We start from the raw sequence: 13,616 nt of genomic DNA on the forward strand, positions 1-13,616 counted from the left end.
GATCTGCGACCGCCGCGCGTTGGGGCTGCAGCATTTCGCCGGCGGCGTACGCGGGGTTCGGACGCGGCGCGCGGCGCTAGGCGGCGTCGGCCGTCACCAGGCGCAAGGCCGCGTAGCGGTTGGCCATGCCGAGATGGCGATGGCGTTCGGCGGAATCGCCCGCACGAGCGGCGAGCCAGCGCGCGCCGGTTTCGAGCTGGCCGTAATAGCCGGCCTCGGTCGTGCAGGGCGTCGTCGCCGGCGCTGCTGCATCCGCCCTAAGGCTGTAGCGGCCGGCGAGATCGTAGTGGACGAGGCGCGCGGCCGCACAGGACGCCTTGGCGGCATTGGCAAGCGAGGCCCGCCTCCGGCCGAGCCAATATGAATGTTCCATGCGATCACCTTTCCTTCGTGCGAGGGCCGGCCCCTCCGTCACACGATCCGTTAAGAGGATCAGGTGATTTCGTCCCAGTAGCACCAAATCAATTTGAATCCCAATGCAATAATCAATCCGCCGTCGGGGACCGCGCCAAATTGCCAGGCCAGAACCGGGGCGTAACCGTTAATTGCCCGACCGCTCGTAATAAGGAGTATGCGGCCCCATATAGCGAATATCACCTGCTCCATCGCAAGCATCGTGTGACTGAGAGACGCTCCTGTGCTCCCGCTTGCAACGACAAAGGTGACCAGCATGTCAGATATCCAGAAATCCGATCGCATGGGCGAAGGCAGCATCGTCGAGAACGCGATGTCCGGATCGGGTGCGCACCGCCTGGACGCCGGCATGGTGATTCAGATGCTGGTGCGCGTTCCCGCATCCGAGCGCTGGGTGAGCGAAGGTGGCCGCACCGCGCCGGCCGGCGAGGCGCGCCCGCCGCAGCTGAGCCGCGCCCGAAGCTTCAACAAGATCGCGACCGACACGCCCGACGGCTGCCGCACCCGCGCCACCGCCGATCTTGCCTCCGCCGTATTGATGGACACGGAGAATGGACGACGCCGGCTCGAGCACAGCGCCGCGACCTGGTATGCGCGCGCCGACCTCATCCAGCGCCTCGACGACAGCTTCGCCGCCCGCCAGGCCGCCGCGGCGGCGATGTGGGCGGCCGGTGAGTCGCCGATCGCCAAGGGGCGCCGGACGGCAGTGCAGGAGCCCGTTCTCGGCGGTGACGCGGCGCATGTTCGGCTTTAGACGCCGCGAAGGCGAGCCACGCGAAGGAGACATGGAATGAGCCTGCACGAATGGTTCGGCCGACATGTCGCCGACCTCAAGACGAGTCGCTGGGACCAGGGGGCGTTCGTTTCGACCTGCACCCTCTGCGGCCGCGAGATGATCAAGCCTCCGGGCCTCGAGTGGCAGATCCGCACCACCACCGGCTGATCCGCGCCGGCAGGGGAAGACGCACGCTCTTTCCTGTCCGCATGCGGAATGAACAAGGGGAGGGCTTCGACAGGCGCAGCCCCACCGGCTTTCGCCGGGACTACGCTTCGCCCGATCCGGGGGGGGCGCGGGTCGATGACCTCGCCGCGGGGTTGCACGGCTCAGGCGCGTTGCCGCGCTTCCTCGGCGAGATCGCAGATCGTCACCGCCCTGGCGACGCCGCCGATTCGCGCTTCGAGGAAGTGGCCGGGCTCGGCGGCCGAGAGTGCCGGCCGGCGCTGCGGCACCGCGTCGGCGACCATTTCGAGCTCATCGACGATGCAGCCGGTCACCGCATCGTCGACGTCCACGACCAGGATTACCGCTCCGAGCGCGGCGAAATCCATGTCGCGGGGCGCGCCGTCGCTGCCGAGATCGACCAGCGGCAGCGGCCGGCCATTGTGGCTGGCGAGGCCGAACAGCCCAGATCCCGGAACGTCGAGCCGGCTGGCCCCGGCCGGGAAGGCGATGATCTGGGTGACCGAGGTGAGCGGCACCGCCCGATGGCGATCGCCGAGCCGGAAGATCAGGAACGGGCGCGAAGCACCTTGGGCGGTTGTCGCAGCGCCGGACCCCGCAATGCCGGCCGCCGCAAGGCCGGGCACCGCAGCCTTGGCCGCCGCGATTGCGGATGGGGCCGTTCCCGCGCCGCGGGCGGCAACGCCCTTGATCCGGCTGAGCGCGCCGATCGTGCGCAGCGCCTCGCTGCGGGCGAGCGCGTCGGCGGCGAGCAGCAGGCTCTCGCGCCCGTCGGGATCGACGATCGCACCGGAGAAGAGGCTTAGCCGGGCGGCGGTGGCGGGCGGGAGCGGGCGGATGTCGGCGGCGGGGACCTGGAGGATGCGGTGCACCCGATCGATCTTGAGCCCGAGCAGATGATCGCCCTCGACCCGGAGGAGGACGATCGGCTCGGCGCCGGTCTCGCCGGCGCGGCCGCTGAGGCCGAGCAAGGCGAGATCGTCGACCACCGGCACTTCGCGGCCGAGATAGTCGACGACTCCGACCCAGGTCGACGAGGGCACCGGCCCGGGGCGCAGCGCGGCGTTGGGAACGGTGGCGACCACCCGGCCGGCATCGAGCGCGATCTCGGCGCCGGCCACCGACAGGAGCACGATCGGCCGCCGCGCGCCGCCGGCGGCGCCGCGATCCTGCGGCGCGGTCTCGCGGGCATGGGGGATGCCGGGCAGGGCGAAGATCGCGGCGGGATCGACCAGCCCGACCACCGCCTCGCCGTGGAGGAAATTGCGGGTGACGAGCTGCCCGGGCATGCCGGGGATCTCGCAGGCCTGGAGGCTGTCGCGGCGCAGGCGGGCGAGGCCCGACACCGAGTCCATCAGCAGGCCGAGCAGCGCATCGCCCTGGCGCAGCACGACGATCACGGCTTGCTCCGGACCCGCGGCGTCCGTTGCAGCGGGTGCCGTGAGGGCGTTCGCCGAAGTGGCCGTCGCCGAGTCCGTCGCCGCCGAAGCGGCCGCACCATCTCCCTGGGCGGCGGCGAAGCCGAGCAGCGGCTTCAAATCGACGATCGGGATCACCCGGCCGCGGATGACGATCGATCCGATCGCGCCGCCGGCGGTGAAGACCGGCTGCAGCATCGCCGGTCGCGGCACCACTTCGCGGACATGGTCGGCAGGCAGAGCAAGGTCGCGCCCGCACAGCCGCATCAGCCCGACGTCGAGCGTCTCCGCCGCCGCCGCACGCACCGGCGCCGCGGGCGGCTCGTCCGAGCCGGAACGGGGCCGCTGGGAGGCGACGCCGTCCGGGGCGGTTGACGCGGCGGCATCGGCGCCGCCGGGCAGGCGCGCGCGCGTGCCGGCCGAGTCCTCAGCGTCGTTCTCGCGAAGCGAGACCGGCCACGCATCGGCCGTGCCGCTCGCATCGTGCACCTGCTCCGCGACGCCCGCATCGCACGTCCCCGCCGCAGCCCCCGCATCGTCCACGCTCGCCGCGTGGCGCGCAACGACGGCTGCGGGCGCTGCAATTGTCAGCATGCCGGCATGGGCGTTCATGCGGCGACGGCGCGGGTCGAGGCGGCGAGTTCCTCGATCATGGTGACGACCTTGGCCGAGACCTCTTCCTGGACTCGGGCGGAGTCGGCGATCCCCGCGATCGCACGGGCGGTCTTGTCGACGCTGGCGACGATCCCCTCGAAGGCGGCGCGGGCGCCGCGCGAGCGCTCGGTGCCGTGCTCGACTCGGTCGGTCGATTCCTCGATCAGCCGCGAGATCTGGCCGGCGGCATCGGCGCTGCGCTCGGCGAGCTTGCGCACCTCCTCGGCGACCACCGAGAAGCCGACGCCATGCTCGCCGGCCCGCGCCGCCTCGATCGCGGCGTTGAAGGCGAGCAAATTGGTCTGGCTGGCGAGCTCGCCGATCACGCCGACGATGTTGGCGATCTGCTTGGACGAGCGGTTGATGAGGTCGATCGATTCGATCGCACCGGCGATCGCCTCGGTGCCGCGGCCGGCCGCGCGCTCGGTCTCGCCGGCGAGGTCGGTGGCGCCGCTCGCCCCTTCGGAGATGGAATTGATCGCGGTGCACAGGCGGGCGACCATGCCCTGCATCTGCTCGCTCTTGGTGGCGATCTGCTGCTCGAGCTGGACCTGGCGGGTGACGTTGTAGGCGTGCTTGATCACCCGCACCGGATTGCCGGCGAGATCGTAGACCGGGCTGTAGCTCGCCTGGATGTAGACGTCGCGGCCATATTTGCCGACGCGGTGGAAGCGGCCGGCATGGGTCTCGCCCTTGTTGAGGCGCAGCCAGAAATCGCCATATTCCTGGGTCTTGAGATAGTCGGCGTCGCAGAACATCGAGTGATGCTGGCCTTTGATCTCGCGCAAGGTGTAGCCCATCGTGCTCAGGAAATTCTCGTTGGCCGACAGGATCGTGCCTTCGAGATCGAATTCGATCGTCGCCTGGCTGCGATCGACGGCGGCGACCCGGCTTTCGAACTCGGCGTTGCGGATCTTGGCCTCGGTCACGTCCATCGCGAACTTGACGATCTTGACCGGCTTGCCGTCCAATCCGAGGATCGGATTGTAGGTCGCCTGGATCCAGATCTCGCGCCCACCCTTGGCGACGCGCTTATACTCGCCGCCGAAATATTCGCCGCGCGACAGGCGATGCCAGAAATCCTGATAGGAGGCGCTGGCGACGAGCTCGTCGTCGCAGAACATGCGGTGATGCTTGCCGCGGACCTCGTCGAGCGAATAGCCGAGCAGGCCGAGGAAGTTGTCGTTGGCATCGAGCAGCTGGCCGTCGAGATCGAACTCGACCACCGCCTGGGCGCGGCGGATGGCGCGGACCTTGCCCTCGTAATCCATGTTGCGCTTCTTCTGCTCGGTGACGTCGAGCGCATATTTGACGACCTTCCAGGGATTGCCGTCCAGGTCCATGATCGGACTGTAGCTGGCCTGGATCCAGACGCTCTCGCCGTCCTTGGAGACTCGGCGGAACTCGCCATTCTCATGCTCGCCGCGCGCCATCTTGTGCCAGAATTGGCGATACTCTTCCGAGGCGGCGTAATCCTTGTCGCAGAAGATGCGGTGATGCTTGCCGCGGATCTCGTCGATCGCATAGCCCATGCGCGCGCAGAAGCTGTCGTTGGCGGCGAGGATATTGCCTTCAAGATCGAATTCGATGACGGCGTGCGAGCGGTCGACGGCGTGGACCTTGCCCTCGGCCTCGGCGGCGGCGCGCTTGGCGTCGGTGACCTCGACCGCGAACTTGACGACGCTGACCGGCCGGCCCTGGAGATCGAGGATGGGATTGTAGGTGGCCTGGATCCAGATCTCCTTGCCGCCCTTGCCGAGCCGCTTGAACTCGCCCGAGACATAGTCGCCGGCGCCGAGCTTCTCCCAGAATTGCCGGTAGGCGGCGCCGCGGACCTGCTCGGGGGTGCAGAACAGGCGGTGATGCTGGCCGATCACCTCGTCCTCCGAGTAACCGGTGAGGGCGAGGAAGTTGGGATTGACCGCGATGACGTGGCCGGCGAGATCGAATTCGATCACCGCCGAGCCGCGGCCGATCGCATCGACCAGGCTCTTGTCGCGCAGGCTCTTCAATTTGACGTCGGTGACGTCCATCGCGAGCTCGACGACCTTGAGGACCTCGCCAGTCTCGGCGACGATCGGGAAATATTTGCTGCGCAGCCACAGCTCGCGGCCGTTCTTGGCGAGACGCCGGAACGTGTCCTCCTGCGGGCTTCCGGCCTGGAGATCGGCCCAGAACATTTCATAGTCGGCGGAGGCGGCATGCTCCTCGGGGCAGAACAGGCGGTGGTGGCGGCCGGTCAGCTCGTCGGGCGTGTAGCCCATCAGCGACAGGAACAGGCGGTTGGCGCGGACGATGCGGCCTTCCGGCGAATATTCGATCACCGCCTGGCTGCGATCGAGCGCGACCCCGAGCGCGCACAGATCGGCGCCGTCGTCCAGCGCCTCGGCCATCGCCGATGCGGCCGCGGAAGCGGCGCCTGCCGTGCGCGCTGCGGCGGCGCGTCCGCCGTTGCGGGGGGTGCGCTGCGCGTTGCCGTCATTCTGCTGCTGATGATCGCTCATGATCTTCGTCGTCCTGTCATGTCGCCCGTGCGGCGTGCGGCACCGAACGGCGCCGTTTCAGGATGTTATAGGAAGGTTTGCGGGTGCCGGTGCGGCGGGCGCTATGGTCTAAAGTACGGGGTCAGGCGGTTTTTTCGGTGCGGCGGCAGTCGACGTCGGTGGCCCAGGCTGGCGTGCCTGCGATGGCCGGGTTCGCATCTCCATCCGTCAGGGTACAGGTCCAGCCTGTGCGGGTGAACGGATGGGCGATCCGGCCGGGACGATCGACGCTGCACCGCCAGCGGCCGGTACCCGCGGACCGGCAGCGCCCGCCCTCCGCCGCCACCGCCCGCGCGATCTCCTGCGCGGTGGGCGCAGGCCGAGGACGCGGTTCCAGGCGGCGGAATGCTCGGCCCTCGCCGCAAGCGGATCCGGGTGGTTGCTGAACAGGCCGGCATGGCGGTTGGGAAGCGCGACGCCGCCGAGCAGGGCGAAGGCGAGCGCGGTGCGGGTCAGCATCGGCCAGGAGCGGAAGAAGGCGACGGCGCGCATGGCGCCCGATCTTGGCGTGGGACGGTTGCAGCTTCGTGACGGGGGCGCGCCGGCGGGGGCGTAAGCGGAGCGGTCGTGGCAAAGGCGGCGTGGATACTGGCCGGGCCGAGCGCGGTCACCAGTTCATACTGGTTGGGTAATGGCACCGGACCCGTTCTGGCTGAGCTCGTCGAAGTCCTCCCTTTCCCCTCTCGCACGTGGGACAAGCAAGGAGAGGGCTTCGACACGCCCTTCGATCCTTCGACAGGGCTCGGGACAGGCCAAGCTCAGGAGAGGCTTGGGCCGACCGGCCTTTGCCGAGGAGTAGATGCCGGCCGAGTCCGCGCACGGCCGCCGTCGCACGGTCCGTCGGCGCCCGCCTGGACGCGCCGTGCACCGCCCGCGCGCCGCCGATAACAGGCGAAATACAGGCGCGGTGCCGGCTTCGGCAGGTGTTGGGCGTGGAGCGTCTTGGCCCGGGAAGGCCCGAAAGCCGGGGCGTAGCAGGACGCGGACTCGGCGCGGCGATCGATAGAATACAGGTCAAATACAGGCTCGGGACCGGGTTCGACATGTGCCCGACGTGGTCGTCCCAGAGCTGGGCAGGCTTGGAAGCGGGACGGCCAGGACGCGGGCTCCGCCTCCGTGCGCAGAGCGATAAATACAGGTGAAATACAGGCTCGGCGCCGGGGTTCGACGAGGCTTCCGGCGCCACGCACGGCTACGGGCGGTCAGGACGCCGCGTGGCCGGTGTAGGGTGGCGCGGGCTCCTCAGGCTCCCGTCCTCCAGTAAATACTGGTGGAATACAGGTCGATCGGGCTGAGGGCTGCGCGTCAGCAAGGTGCGGCATGCCGGCCGATCCCCGCGAGAGGCGGCTTTTCATACCCTTTCACACTTTGCGCGCGCTGCCGGTTGCGCCGCCGCGAACCACAGGCATTGAGCGAAATACAGGCGAAATACAGGCGCGGCGCTGGTTTGAGGGGCTTCCGGCGCAGCACTCCCGGCGCGGGCAGGTCCCTGCAGGCAGTACCGAAGTGGGCCGCGGGGCAGGGGCTCGGCGTGCACATGTCCATTGATAAGGTTCGGATCATCGCCCGACCGGAAGGCGTCGTGATCGGGGAGAAAAGCGCCCCGGGTGCCTGTTGCGCGCTCCCGAGCCTGTATTTTGCCTGTATTAACAGGCTTGGGACCGTCGCCGGCGGCGCATTTCGAGGCGGATGCCGCCCGGCGCGCGTCCAGCGAGCTGCTCGTCTTTGGTTCACGGGTTCAAAGAGCGGGATGCGAACGCGGTAAGCGCAAACGGGTGCGCGACGCCGGAGTCGGGAAACGCAGGGTTCGAAAGCACTGGAACATAGCACGAACATTGGTGTGGATCAAGTGATGTGCGCTTCCGATGCTGAGCGTGGGAAGAGCTCCGGTCGCTGGGCGCTTGGGGATGTCTGAGGGGGCGAGGAGGCTTGCTCGTATCGTCCGGATCAGTCCTCATACGCTCGTCATTGCACGGCTTCAGCATTTCCACACCGTTCGGCAAGCTCAGGACAGGCTATGACACGGGAGACTTACGAAGCCGCGAAGATGGGGCGCGCAGGGTCGTGGCAGTCCGTCGACGTGCAGCGTGGCACTTCCATCCCATCGTGACGCGAAGGACGCGAAGGACGCGAAGGACGCGAAGAGCGCGAAGAAGGCAAGGAAGGCGTTGAAGGCGAAGGAGCTCCCACCAGTGTGGCGGTTGCGAGGCGACGAACGGCGATGCGCGATGGGTCGTGCCCCGGCTGAGACTTGCCGGACAGCGCATAGCCGCTCATGGTATTCGCCGAGGGGGAAAGTAATGGTGGATCGACGCGGGCTGACGATTGGGCTGGCCGTGCTCGCCCTGTCCGGCTGTGGCGAGAGCGAGAGAGGGGCCGCTTCGGGCAATCCGGCGCGTCGGGCGGACGCCCGCAAGGTCGCGGCGCCGCCGGCGCCTGAGATCCTCCGCCTCGATGCCGAGCCGGATCCCGTGCTGATCGCCGCTTTGCTCTACCGGCTGTTGCCGCCGCCACCTCACCAGGGGGTGGCCGGGGCGATGGCGGGTCGGGAAAGATCGCCTGCCTGTGTCCGCAAACGGCTCATGCCGTGGGCCGGCTCGGCCGACTCTCTGACGGCGAAGGAGCTCTGGAGGTTTTCCAATCCCGATGCAGCCAGGATCACCCGCATGATCCTTCATTCCCTGCCGAAACCGCAGGAGGAGAATGGACCGGCGGGCTGGACGCTGCCGAGCGTGTTGCCGAGCGGTGCGGTGCGCATCGGCGGGCGCTGCGGGGCGGATGACCCGATCATCACGCTCGACCGGCCGGTGCATAATGCGGACCATGCCTTCGTGTCCGGAGTGCAGTTCGACTGCTCGGACCGACCATTCGCGCAGATCTGGACCCGCAGTGGGCGCGAATGGACGCCGATCGCCTGGTGGTCTGGACCTTATCCCGTAAACGTGGTCTGCCTGCCGGACAGACGCTCCCGCAAAGGCTTCGTGCGGGTCTGGAGCCCGTTGCGCGACCCGCGATCGGCGGAGGGGAGTTCCAATCCCGGATCCTTCGGGCTTGCGCCCCCAGCACCGCCGCCGCCGCCGCCGTCGCCGCCGCGGCGGTGATCGCGCACCAGAGCTCTGGCGCGGGCGTTCAGGATGTATCAGTCCGAAGCTGTACGTTCGGCGGAAGCGCGCAATTTTTGCACGCACCTCAGGCGCGGCTTGGTCGGTGCCGTCGCGCCGCCGCGAACGCGGTCATGGCACCTTCCGCCAGGAGGGCGGCGAGGGAGAGACCGAGGCCGGCATGGGGAAGCACCAGGCCCGGGCTGTCGGGCCCGCCGAGGTGGAGGACCTGCTCGATACCGATGTAAACCACCAGTCCGAGAAGAAAGATCAGCAACCGCCCCGATCCGTCCGGCCGCCAGCAGCACGATCGTGGCGGCGAGCAGCCATGCCAGAAGGCGAGTATCAGCTCGAACGTGAGTGCCCAGTCTGGCAAAAGTTCGGCCTTTCTCTTTCATCCCGCTCTATTCTGCCTTCTTCCGCGCAGATCTCAGAGCAAGGGGGCAAACCGGCGCGACATTGTGCGGGTTCGTGCGTGCCGGAGCGATCGTTCATGGCGCACAGGGCGTCCATTGTCGGAGCCCCCTCGTTCCGGCTGACTGTCGAAGGGCAGGGAGGGGCTTCGACATGCTCAGCCCGAACGGATGGAGTGGAGCATCATTGGGATTGCCGTGCTCAGACGAGGCCCCCGCTCAGCCGGTCTCCGCAGGCGCGAGCGCGAGCTCCGCGCGGACGCGCTGGCCGCGGCGGAGGGTGGCGGGCGTGGGGCCGCGAAAGTGGAGCTCGATCTTGAACCGGCCCTCGGCGACCTGGGGATCGACGCGGGCGACGACCAAGGGCACCGCCGCGCCGGCGATGCGGGCGCGGGCGGCCTGGCCGGCGGCGACGCGGCCGAGATGCGCTTCGTCGACGAGCGCGTAGAGCTTGTAGCCGTCGTCGCCATCCACTTGCCCGAGCGTGTCGCCGGCGGCGACCGGCTGGCCGGGGCGCAGGCGGAAATTGGTCAGGCGTCCCGCGGCGGGAGCGCGCAGCACCAGGGTATCCAGGGTGGCGCGGACCGTGCCGAGATTGGCGTCGAGCTGGCGTTCGGCCTTGGCGAGGCGGTGCTGCTGGCTGGCGGCGGCTTCGTGCTCGGTGGCGGCGGCGGCGCGAAGCGCGGCGACCTTGTCGCGGTGAAAGGCGGCGCGGGCCTCAAGCGGCTTGATCCGCGCGGCGGTGACCACCCCGGCCTCGAACAAGCGGGTCTGGCGGCGCAATTCGTCCTCGGCCTCGTGCAAGGCGAGCTCGGCGGCGGCGATCTCCTGCGAGTCGGCGCGGCGGCCGCGCTGCAGGCCGAGATTCTGGGCGCTCAGGTCACCGAGCCGCGAGATGATCTCGGCCTCCTGGCTCGCGACGGCGAGCACGAATTGCGGATTGGCGATCTCGGCGAGCGGCGCGCCATGCGCGACCATCGATCCGTCGGCGGCGCGGATATGGGCGATCTGCCCGCCCTGGACGGCGGTGACCAGGGTGGCGGTGCGCGGCTCGACATGGGCGTCGAGCGGGAGGAGCGAGGTGGCATCGGCCGAGGCGGCGGCCGGCCTATTCAGCGGTGCGGCGGGATCGGATCCGGACGCGGCACCGGCGGTGTAGAGGCCGGCGCCCGCGAGCAGCAGCAAGGCGGCGCCGAGCGCGGCCGGGACGGCGCGCGGCCGCCAGGAGAGGGGAGGAGAGTCGCCCGTCTGCATGTCGGCTGCAGCTTACGGCATTTCGGCCGTCATGGGGAGCGGGCCGGGGCGGGCGCTGGAAACGGTTTCGGGGTCCACCGGCGCGAGGCGCAGGGGGCGTTCATCCGACGCTCGCTCGCCGCCGGAGTCCGTCTTGACCGGCGCCGTCCGGGCTGCGCCCGGGATGCCTACGCGGTCAGCAGCGGGTGCGATCGACCGCCGGCGGCGCATTGTCGCGGTCTTCCGGGCTGTAAAGCGGGTCTTCACGCTCGAACATCGCGACATAGCGGTTCTGCGGGTCCGCGCTCTCGTCCGGCCCGTCAGCCAGTGGCCGGTCTTCGCCATAGCCATGGACCTCGATACGCGCCGATCGGACGCCGTGCTCGACCAGGTAGCGCGCGACCGCGCGGCCCCGGGCGCAGGAGAGGCGGCGATTGCTTTCGGGCGTGCCGACGCGATCCGCGCCGGCCTCGATAACCACGGTGAGATTGTCCGGGTGATGGCGGATGACCGCGAGAAAATTGTCGAGAATCCCCGCATGCTGGCGCGTGATCCGGCTGCTGCCCGCGTCGAAGAAGATCGTGAACGGGCCCGTCATCGCCGTGGCCTGCGCGGCGGCGAACAGGGGTGCAGACGCCAAGGCGTGCAGTAAAATCGTTCCTCTCATCCCATCCTTCCCGCGATCGCGCCGTCATTGTTTCACGCCCTGTGCCGCAGGGAAAGGGCAGGGCTCGCGCTATCTCACGCGCTTCCTGCTGTTGAGACCGCCTTCCGAGTTCAGGCTGGCGTGAAGGGGCGGCAGCCGAGGCCCATTCCTTGTCGTTTGCGCCTTGCAGGCGAGCGCGAGGGTAAACAGGCGGTAGACCGGTTTTCCGAGCAAGGGTCAGGCTTTTTCCTGCTGGCGATGCCGAAGCCGCAATTGCACGTCCGGTTTGGACGCCGCGCCCGGCGCGATTTGCGTGGGCTTGGTGGGCGTGGCAGATCGCGGGGAGGGGGAAACCATGGATCGACGAACTCTGTTGGCGGGATTGGCGGCGATCGGCTTGAGCGGGCGCTCCAGCGCGGCGGCGATTGCGGGGGCGGTGGGATCGCGGCCGCCTGAGGGCGGCGGGGAGCCGGCTGGAAAGACGATGCCGCCTTTGCCGTACGAGGTCGTGACCGTCGCCGGTGCGCAGGCGGAGGCGGAGTGGCAGCGATTGCGCGGTGCCGGGCGCGGGTGGCCGGTGGTGGTCGGCGGCGACGAGGCGCTGGCGCAAATGGCAGAGATGCTCGGCGGGCGCCAAGCACAGGCGGCGGATGGAGGTGCGCCGTCGCCCGGCAGTCCGGCGGAGATCGTGAAGGCGGCCGCGGCGCTGCGCTTTCCCGAGGCGCTTCGCGCCTGGGCGGGAGCGCCTGGCGAGGACGAACTGCGGGCGGAAGACGGCGCCTGGCCGGAGGACTTGCCAAGCGGCGCCGCCATGCCGGGGCTGATCCTGGCGACCGACCTCACCAGCGGCGCGCCGCTCGAACGGGTTCACCTCCTGCTGATCCCGACCGCGAAGAGCTGGGAGGTACCCGCCTATCTGGCCTGGGGCGGGTGGAATGCGTGCCCGCCGCCTGCGGTGCATGTCGCGGCGCTGAAAGCCTGGCACGAACGCTACGGCGCCGAGCTCGTGGGCCTCAACGGTGACACGCTCAACCTCCGCGTCGCCCGGCGGCCGACGGAGCGCGCCGAGGCGCTGGCGCTGGCGCGGGACTTCTACCGCTACTGCCCGGACATCGTCGACCAGGGCACGGGCACGCTGGCGCCGCTCGCCGCCGGGCTGATGACGAGCGACTGGTGGTATTTCTGGTGGGACTGATGCCTTTGCGTTCGGCTGGCGCCAAACGCGGCAGGAGGCGGCAACTTAGGGATGGGAATGACGGACTTCTGCTGCGACCAGATGGCTTATGATCTGAACCAGATCTGCGACATGCACCCCGACCGGGGAGACTGCCCGGATGCGTTGATCGCACGGGTGAATGGTGGCTACGGCATCATGATCCACGACGGTGGGAGCAGTGTCACGACGATCGCCTTCTGCCCCTGGTGCGGGACGAAATTGCCCACGGCGGACATTTCTGATTAAGCGTCCAGGAAGCCGGTAAGCCTGCTGACTTCGAGTTGTTCAGGCCGGGTCGGCGGCCGGTTCCTGGTGGCAGCCGCGCGGGACGATCCAGCCGCCATTGTTGTTGCTTTGGCTGTCGACGTGGATCATGCGCGCCGACATCCAGGTCCAGTCGCGATCCGGGAGGTGGCGCAGGAGCACCTCGCGGTCGAGGGTGTTGGGAATGAGGCTTTGCTGAAAGCGGCACAGAGCAGTGGCCGTTGTTCCGTCTTCCCATTGGCAGGAAGCACGCCGCACCGGGGTCCAGCCGAGCTCCGCATCCCAATAGTTTCCAGGCGTCTTCTCGAACTCGATATGCTGCTGGACTTCGTGCTGCGCGCAGGCGAGCTCGATCTGGGCGGCCGTCGGGTAGGCGTCGGTCGGTGCGCGTTCGAGGCCGGGCGGGAGGTCACGCTCGTGACAGGCGGCCGTGGCGGCAGCGAGCAGGCAAAGGAGAAACAGGCGCGTCAGCTTCGATCTTTCTGCTCACATCGGTGAGGGTGATCTTTCACCGCGGGAGGTGACGAGGCAAGCTTGAGGTCGCATGCGACCCTAGAAGTCCCCGGTCGTACTCCATCGGGAGGATGAGGACAAATGCCTGCGCAGGTGGACGAGGCGTGTGGGGTGAGGGTACTACCTCAGACCACGCTCGGTACCATGATCTTCGATCAGCTGCGCTCGCGGGAGCGGTCACCAATCGCACCAGTTTTCATCCGGCGATCTCAATCCCTTTGACACCGCCCCTCGTTTTTA

At 68.7% G+C, this 13,616-nt stretch carries 14 protein-coding genes; 5 read left to right on the plus strand and 9 right to left on the minus strand.

All coding sequences use genetic code 11. The features are described from left to right. Positions 1–76: 76 nt before the first annotated feature. The gene (locus tag C7I55_RS09640; RefSeq protein ID WP_106512727.1) at positions 77–373 is read right to left on the minus strand and encodes a hypothetical protein; all 297 of its coding nucleotides are present in this window, start codon (positions 371–373) and stop codon (positions 77–79) included. A gap of 59 nt (positions 374–432) precedes the next feature. After that, positions 433–672: a hypothetical protein gene (locus C7I55_RS09645; RefSeq protein ID WP_106512728.1), complete on the minus strand. Its 240-nt coding sequence runs from the start codon at positions 670–672 to the stop codon at positions 433–435. Between C7I55_RS09645 and C7I55_RS09650 the strand changes: the two genes are divergently transcribed. Together C7I55_RS09650 and C7I55_RS28105 are read left to right on the plus strand one after the other, a co-directional pair. After that, on the plus strand, positions 671–1,168 hold the full coding sequence (locus C7I55_RS09650) for a hypothetical protein (protein ID WP_146150986.1): 498 nt from the start codon (positions 671–673) through the stop codon (positions 1,166–1,168). The two genes, C7I55_RS09645 and C7I55_RS09650, sit on opposite strands and share 2 nt — an antisense overlap. 36 nt (positions 1,169–1,204) lie before the next feature. After that, the gene (locus C7I55_RS28105; RefSeq protein WP_158266361.1) at positions 1,205–1,357 is read left to right on the plus strand and encodes a hypothetical protein; all 153 of its coding nucleotides are present in this window, start codon (positions 1,205–1,207) and stop codon (positions 1,355–1,357) included. Between the two features lie 161 nt (positions 1,358–1,518). Here C7I55_RS28105 and C7I55_RS09655 read toward each other — a convergent pair whose 3' ends face one another. The 3 genes from C7I55_RS09655 to C7I55_RS09665 all read right to left on the minus strand — a co-directional run bounded on the left by C7I55_RS09655 (position 1,519) and on the right by C7I55_RS09665 (position 6,482). Next, on the minus strand, positions 1,519–3,405 hold the full coding sequence (locus C7I55_RS09655; RefSeq protein WP_106512730.1) for a chemotaxis protein CheW: 1,887 nt from the start codon (positions 3,403–3,405) through the stop codon (positions 1,519–1,521). Continuing rightward, positions 3,402–5,951, minus strand: a complete 2,550-nt coding sequence (locus C7I55_RS09660) for a methyl-accepting chemotaxis protein (RefSeq protein ID WP_106512731.1) — start codon at positions 5,949–5,951, stop codon at positions 3,402–3,404. Before C7I55_RS09660 ends, C7I55_RS09655 begins: the two co-directional genes overlap by 4 nt. Before the next feature lie 207 nt (positions 5,952–6,158). Continuing rightward, positions 6,159–6,482: a hypothetical protein gene (locus tag C7I55_RS09665; RefSeq protein ID WP_106512732.1), complete on the minus strand. Its 324-nt coding sequence runs from the start codon at positions 6,480–6,482 to the stop codon at positions 6,159–6,161. A gap of 1,808 nt (positions 6,483–8,290) precedes the next feature. Here C7I55_RS09665 and C7I55_RS09670 point away from each other — a divergent pair. Beyond that, positions 8,291–9,091, plus strand: a complete 801-nt coding sequence (locus C7I55_RS09670) for a hypothetical protein (protein ID WP_106512733.1) — start codon at positions 8,291–8,293, stop codon at positions 9,089–9,091. Between the two features lie 88 nt (positions 9,092–9,179). On the opposite strand, the gene C7I55_RS28110 is transcribed toward C7I55_RS09670, so the two are convergent. The 3 genes from C7I55_RS28110 to C7I55_RS09685 all read right to left on the minus strand — a co-directional run bounded on the left by C7I55_RS28110 (position 9,180) and on the right by C7I55_RS09685 (position 11,404). Continuing rightward, positions 9,180–9,368, minus strand: a complete 189-nt coding sequence (locus C7I55_RS28110) for a hypothetical protein (RefSeq protein ID WP_158266362.1) — start codon at positions 9,366–9,368, stop codon at positions 9,180–9,182. A gap of 355 nt (positions 9,369–9,723) precedes the next feature. After that, a complete protein-coding gene (locus tag C7I55_RS09680) occupies positions 9,724–10,758 on the minus strand; it encodes an efflux RND transporter periplasmic adaptor subunit (protein WP_106512735.1) in 1,035 nt (344 codons plus the stop codon). A 175-nt stretch (positions 10,759–10,933) separates the two neighbouring features. Beyond that, positions 10,934–11,404 (minus strand): OmpA family protein, encoded by a 471-nt coding sequence (locus tag C7I55_RS09685; RefSeq protein WP_106512736.1) that lies wholly within the window; start codon positions 11,402–11,404, stop codon positions 10,934–10,936. 334 nt (positions 11,405–11,738) lie between these two features. On the opposite strand from C7I55_RS09685, the gene C7I55_RS09690 reads away from it, so the two are divergent. Both C7I55_RS09690 and C7I55_RS09695 read left to right on the plus strand, forming a co-directional pair. Then, on the plus strand, positions 11,739–12,578 hold the full coding sequence (locus C7I55_RS09690; RefSeq protein WP_106512737.1) for a DUF4253 domain-containing protein: 840 nt from the start codon (positions 11,739–11,741) through the stop codon (positions 12,576–12,578). A gap of 57 nt (positions 12,579–12,635) precedes the next feature. Then, positions 12,636–12,845 (plus strand): DUF6980 family protein, encoded by a 210-nt coding sequence (locus tag C7I55_RS09695; protein ID WP_106513172.1) that lies wholly within the window; start codon positions 12,636–12,638, stop codon positions 12,843–12,845. A gap of 39 nt (positions 12,846–12,884) precedes the next feature. Here C7I55_RS09695 and C7I55_RS09700 read toward each other — a convergent pair whose 3' ends face one another. Next, positions 12,885–13,121: a hypothetical protein gene (locus C7I55_RS09700; RefSeq protein ID WP_106512738.1), complete on the minus strand. Its 237-nt coding sequence runs from the start codon at positions 13,119–13,121 to the stop codon at positions 12,885–12,887. Between the last annotated feature and the right edge of the window lie 495 nt (positions 13,122–13,616).

The organism is Allosphingosinicella deserti (assembly GCF_003012735.1).
Taxonomy (GTDB): domain Bacteria; phylum Pseudomonadota; class Alphaproteobacteria; order Sphingomonadales; family Sphingomonadaceae; genus Allosphingosinicella; species Allosphingosinicella deserti.

Coding starts and splice junctions, on each gene's coding strand:
- C7I55_RS09640 (WP_106512727.1), bottom strand. CDS start 373: ATGGAACATTCATATTGGCTCGGCCGGAGGCGGGCCTCGCTTGCCAAT.
- C7I55_RS09650 (WP_146150986.1), top strand. CDS start 671: ATGTCAGATATCCAGAAATCCGATCGCATGGGCGAAGGCAGCATCGTC.
- C7I55_RS09645 (WP_106512728.1), bottom strand. CDS start 672: ATGCTGGTCACCTTTGTCGTTGCAAGCGGGAGCACAGGAGCGTCTCTC.
- C7I55_RS28105 (WP_158266361.1), top strand. CDS start 1,205: ATGAGCCTGCACGAATGGTTCGGCCGACATGTCGCCGACCTCAAGACG.
- C7I55_RS09655 (WP_106512730.1), bottom strand. CDS start 3,405: ATGAACGCCCATGCCGGCATGCTGACAATTGCAGCGCCCGCAGCCGTC.
- C7I55_RS09660 (WP_106512731.1), bottom strand. CDS start 5,951: ATGAGCGATCATCAGCAGCAGAATGACGGCAACGCGCAGCGCACCCCC.
- C7I55_RS09665 (WP_106512732.1), bottom strand. CDS start 6,482: ATGCGCGCCGTCGCCTTCTTCCGCTCCTGGCCGATGCTGACCCGCACC.
- C7I55_RS09670 (WP_106512733.1), top strand. CDS start 8,291: ATGGTGGATCGACGCGGGCTGACGATTGGGCTGGCCGTGCTCGCCCTG.
- C7I55_RS09680 (WP_106512735.1), bottom strand. CDS start 10,758: ATGCAGACGGGCGACTCTCCTCCCCTCTCCTGGCGGCCGCGCGCCGTC.
- C7I55_RS09685 (WP_106512736.1), bottom strand. CDS start 11,404: ATGAGAGGAACGATTTTACTGCACGCCTTGGCGTCTGCACCCCTGTTC.
- C7I55_RS09690 (WP_106512737.1), top strand. CDS start 11,739: ATGGATCGACGAACTCTGTTGGCGGGATTGGCGGCGATCGGCTTGAGC.
- C7I55_RS09695 (WP_106513172.1), top strand. CDS start 12,636: ATGACGGACTTCTGCTGCGACCAGATGGCTTATGATCTGAACCAGATC.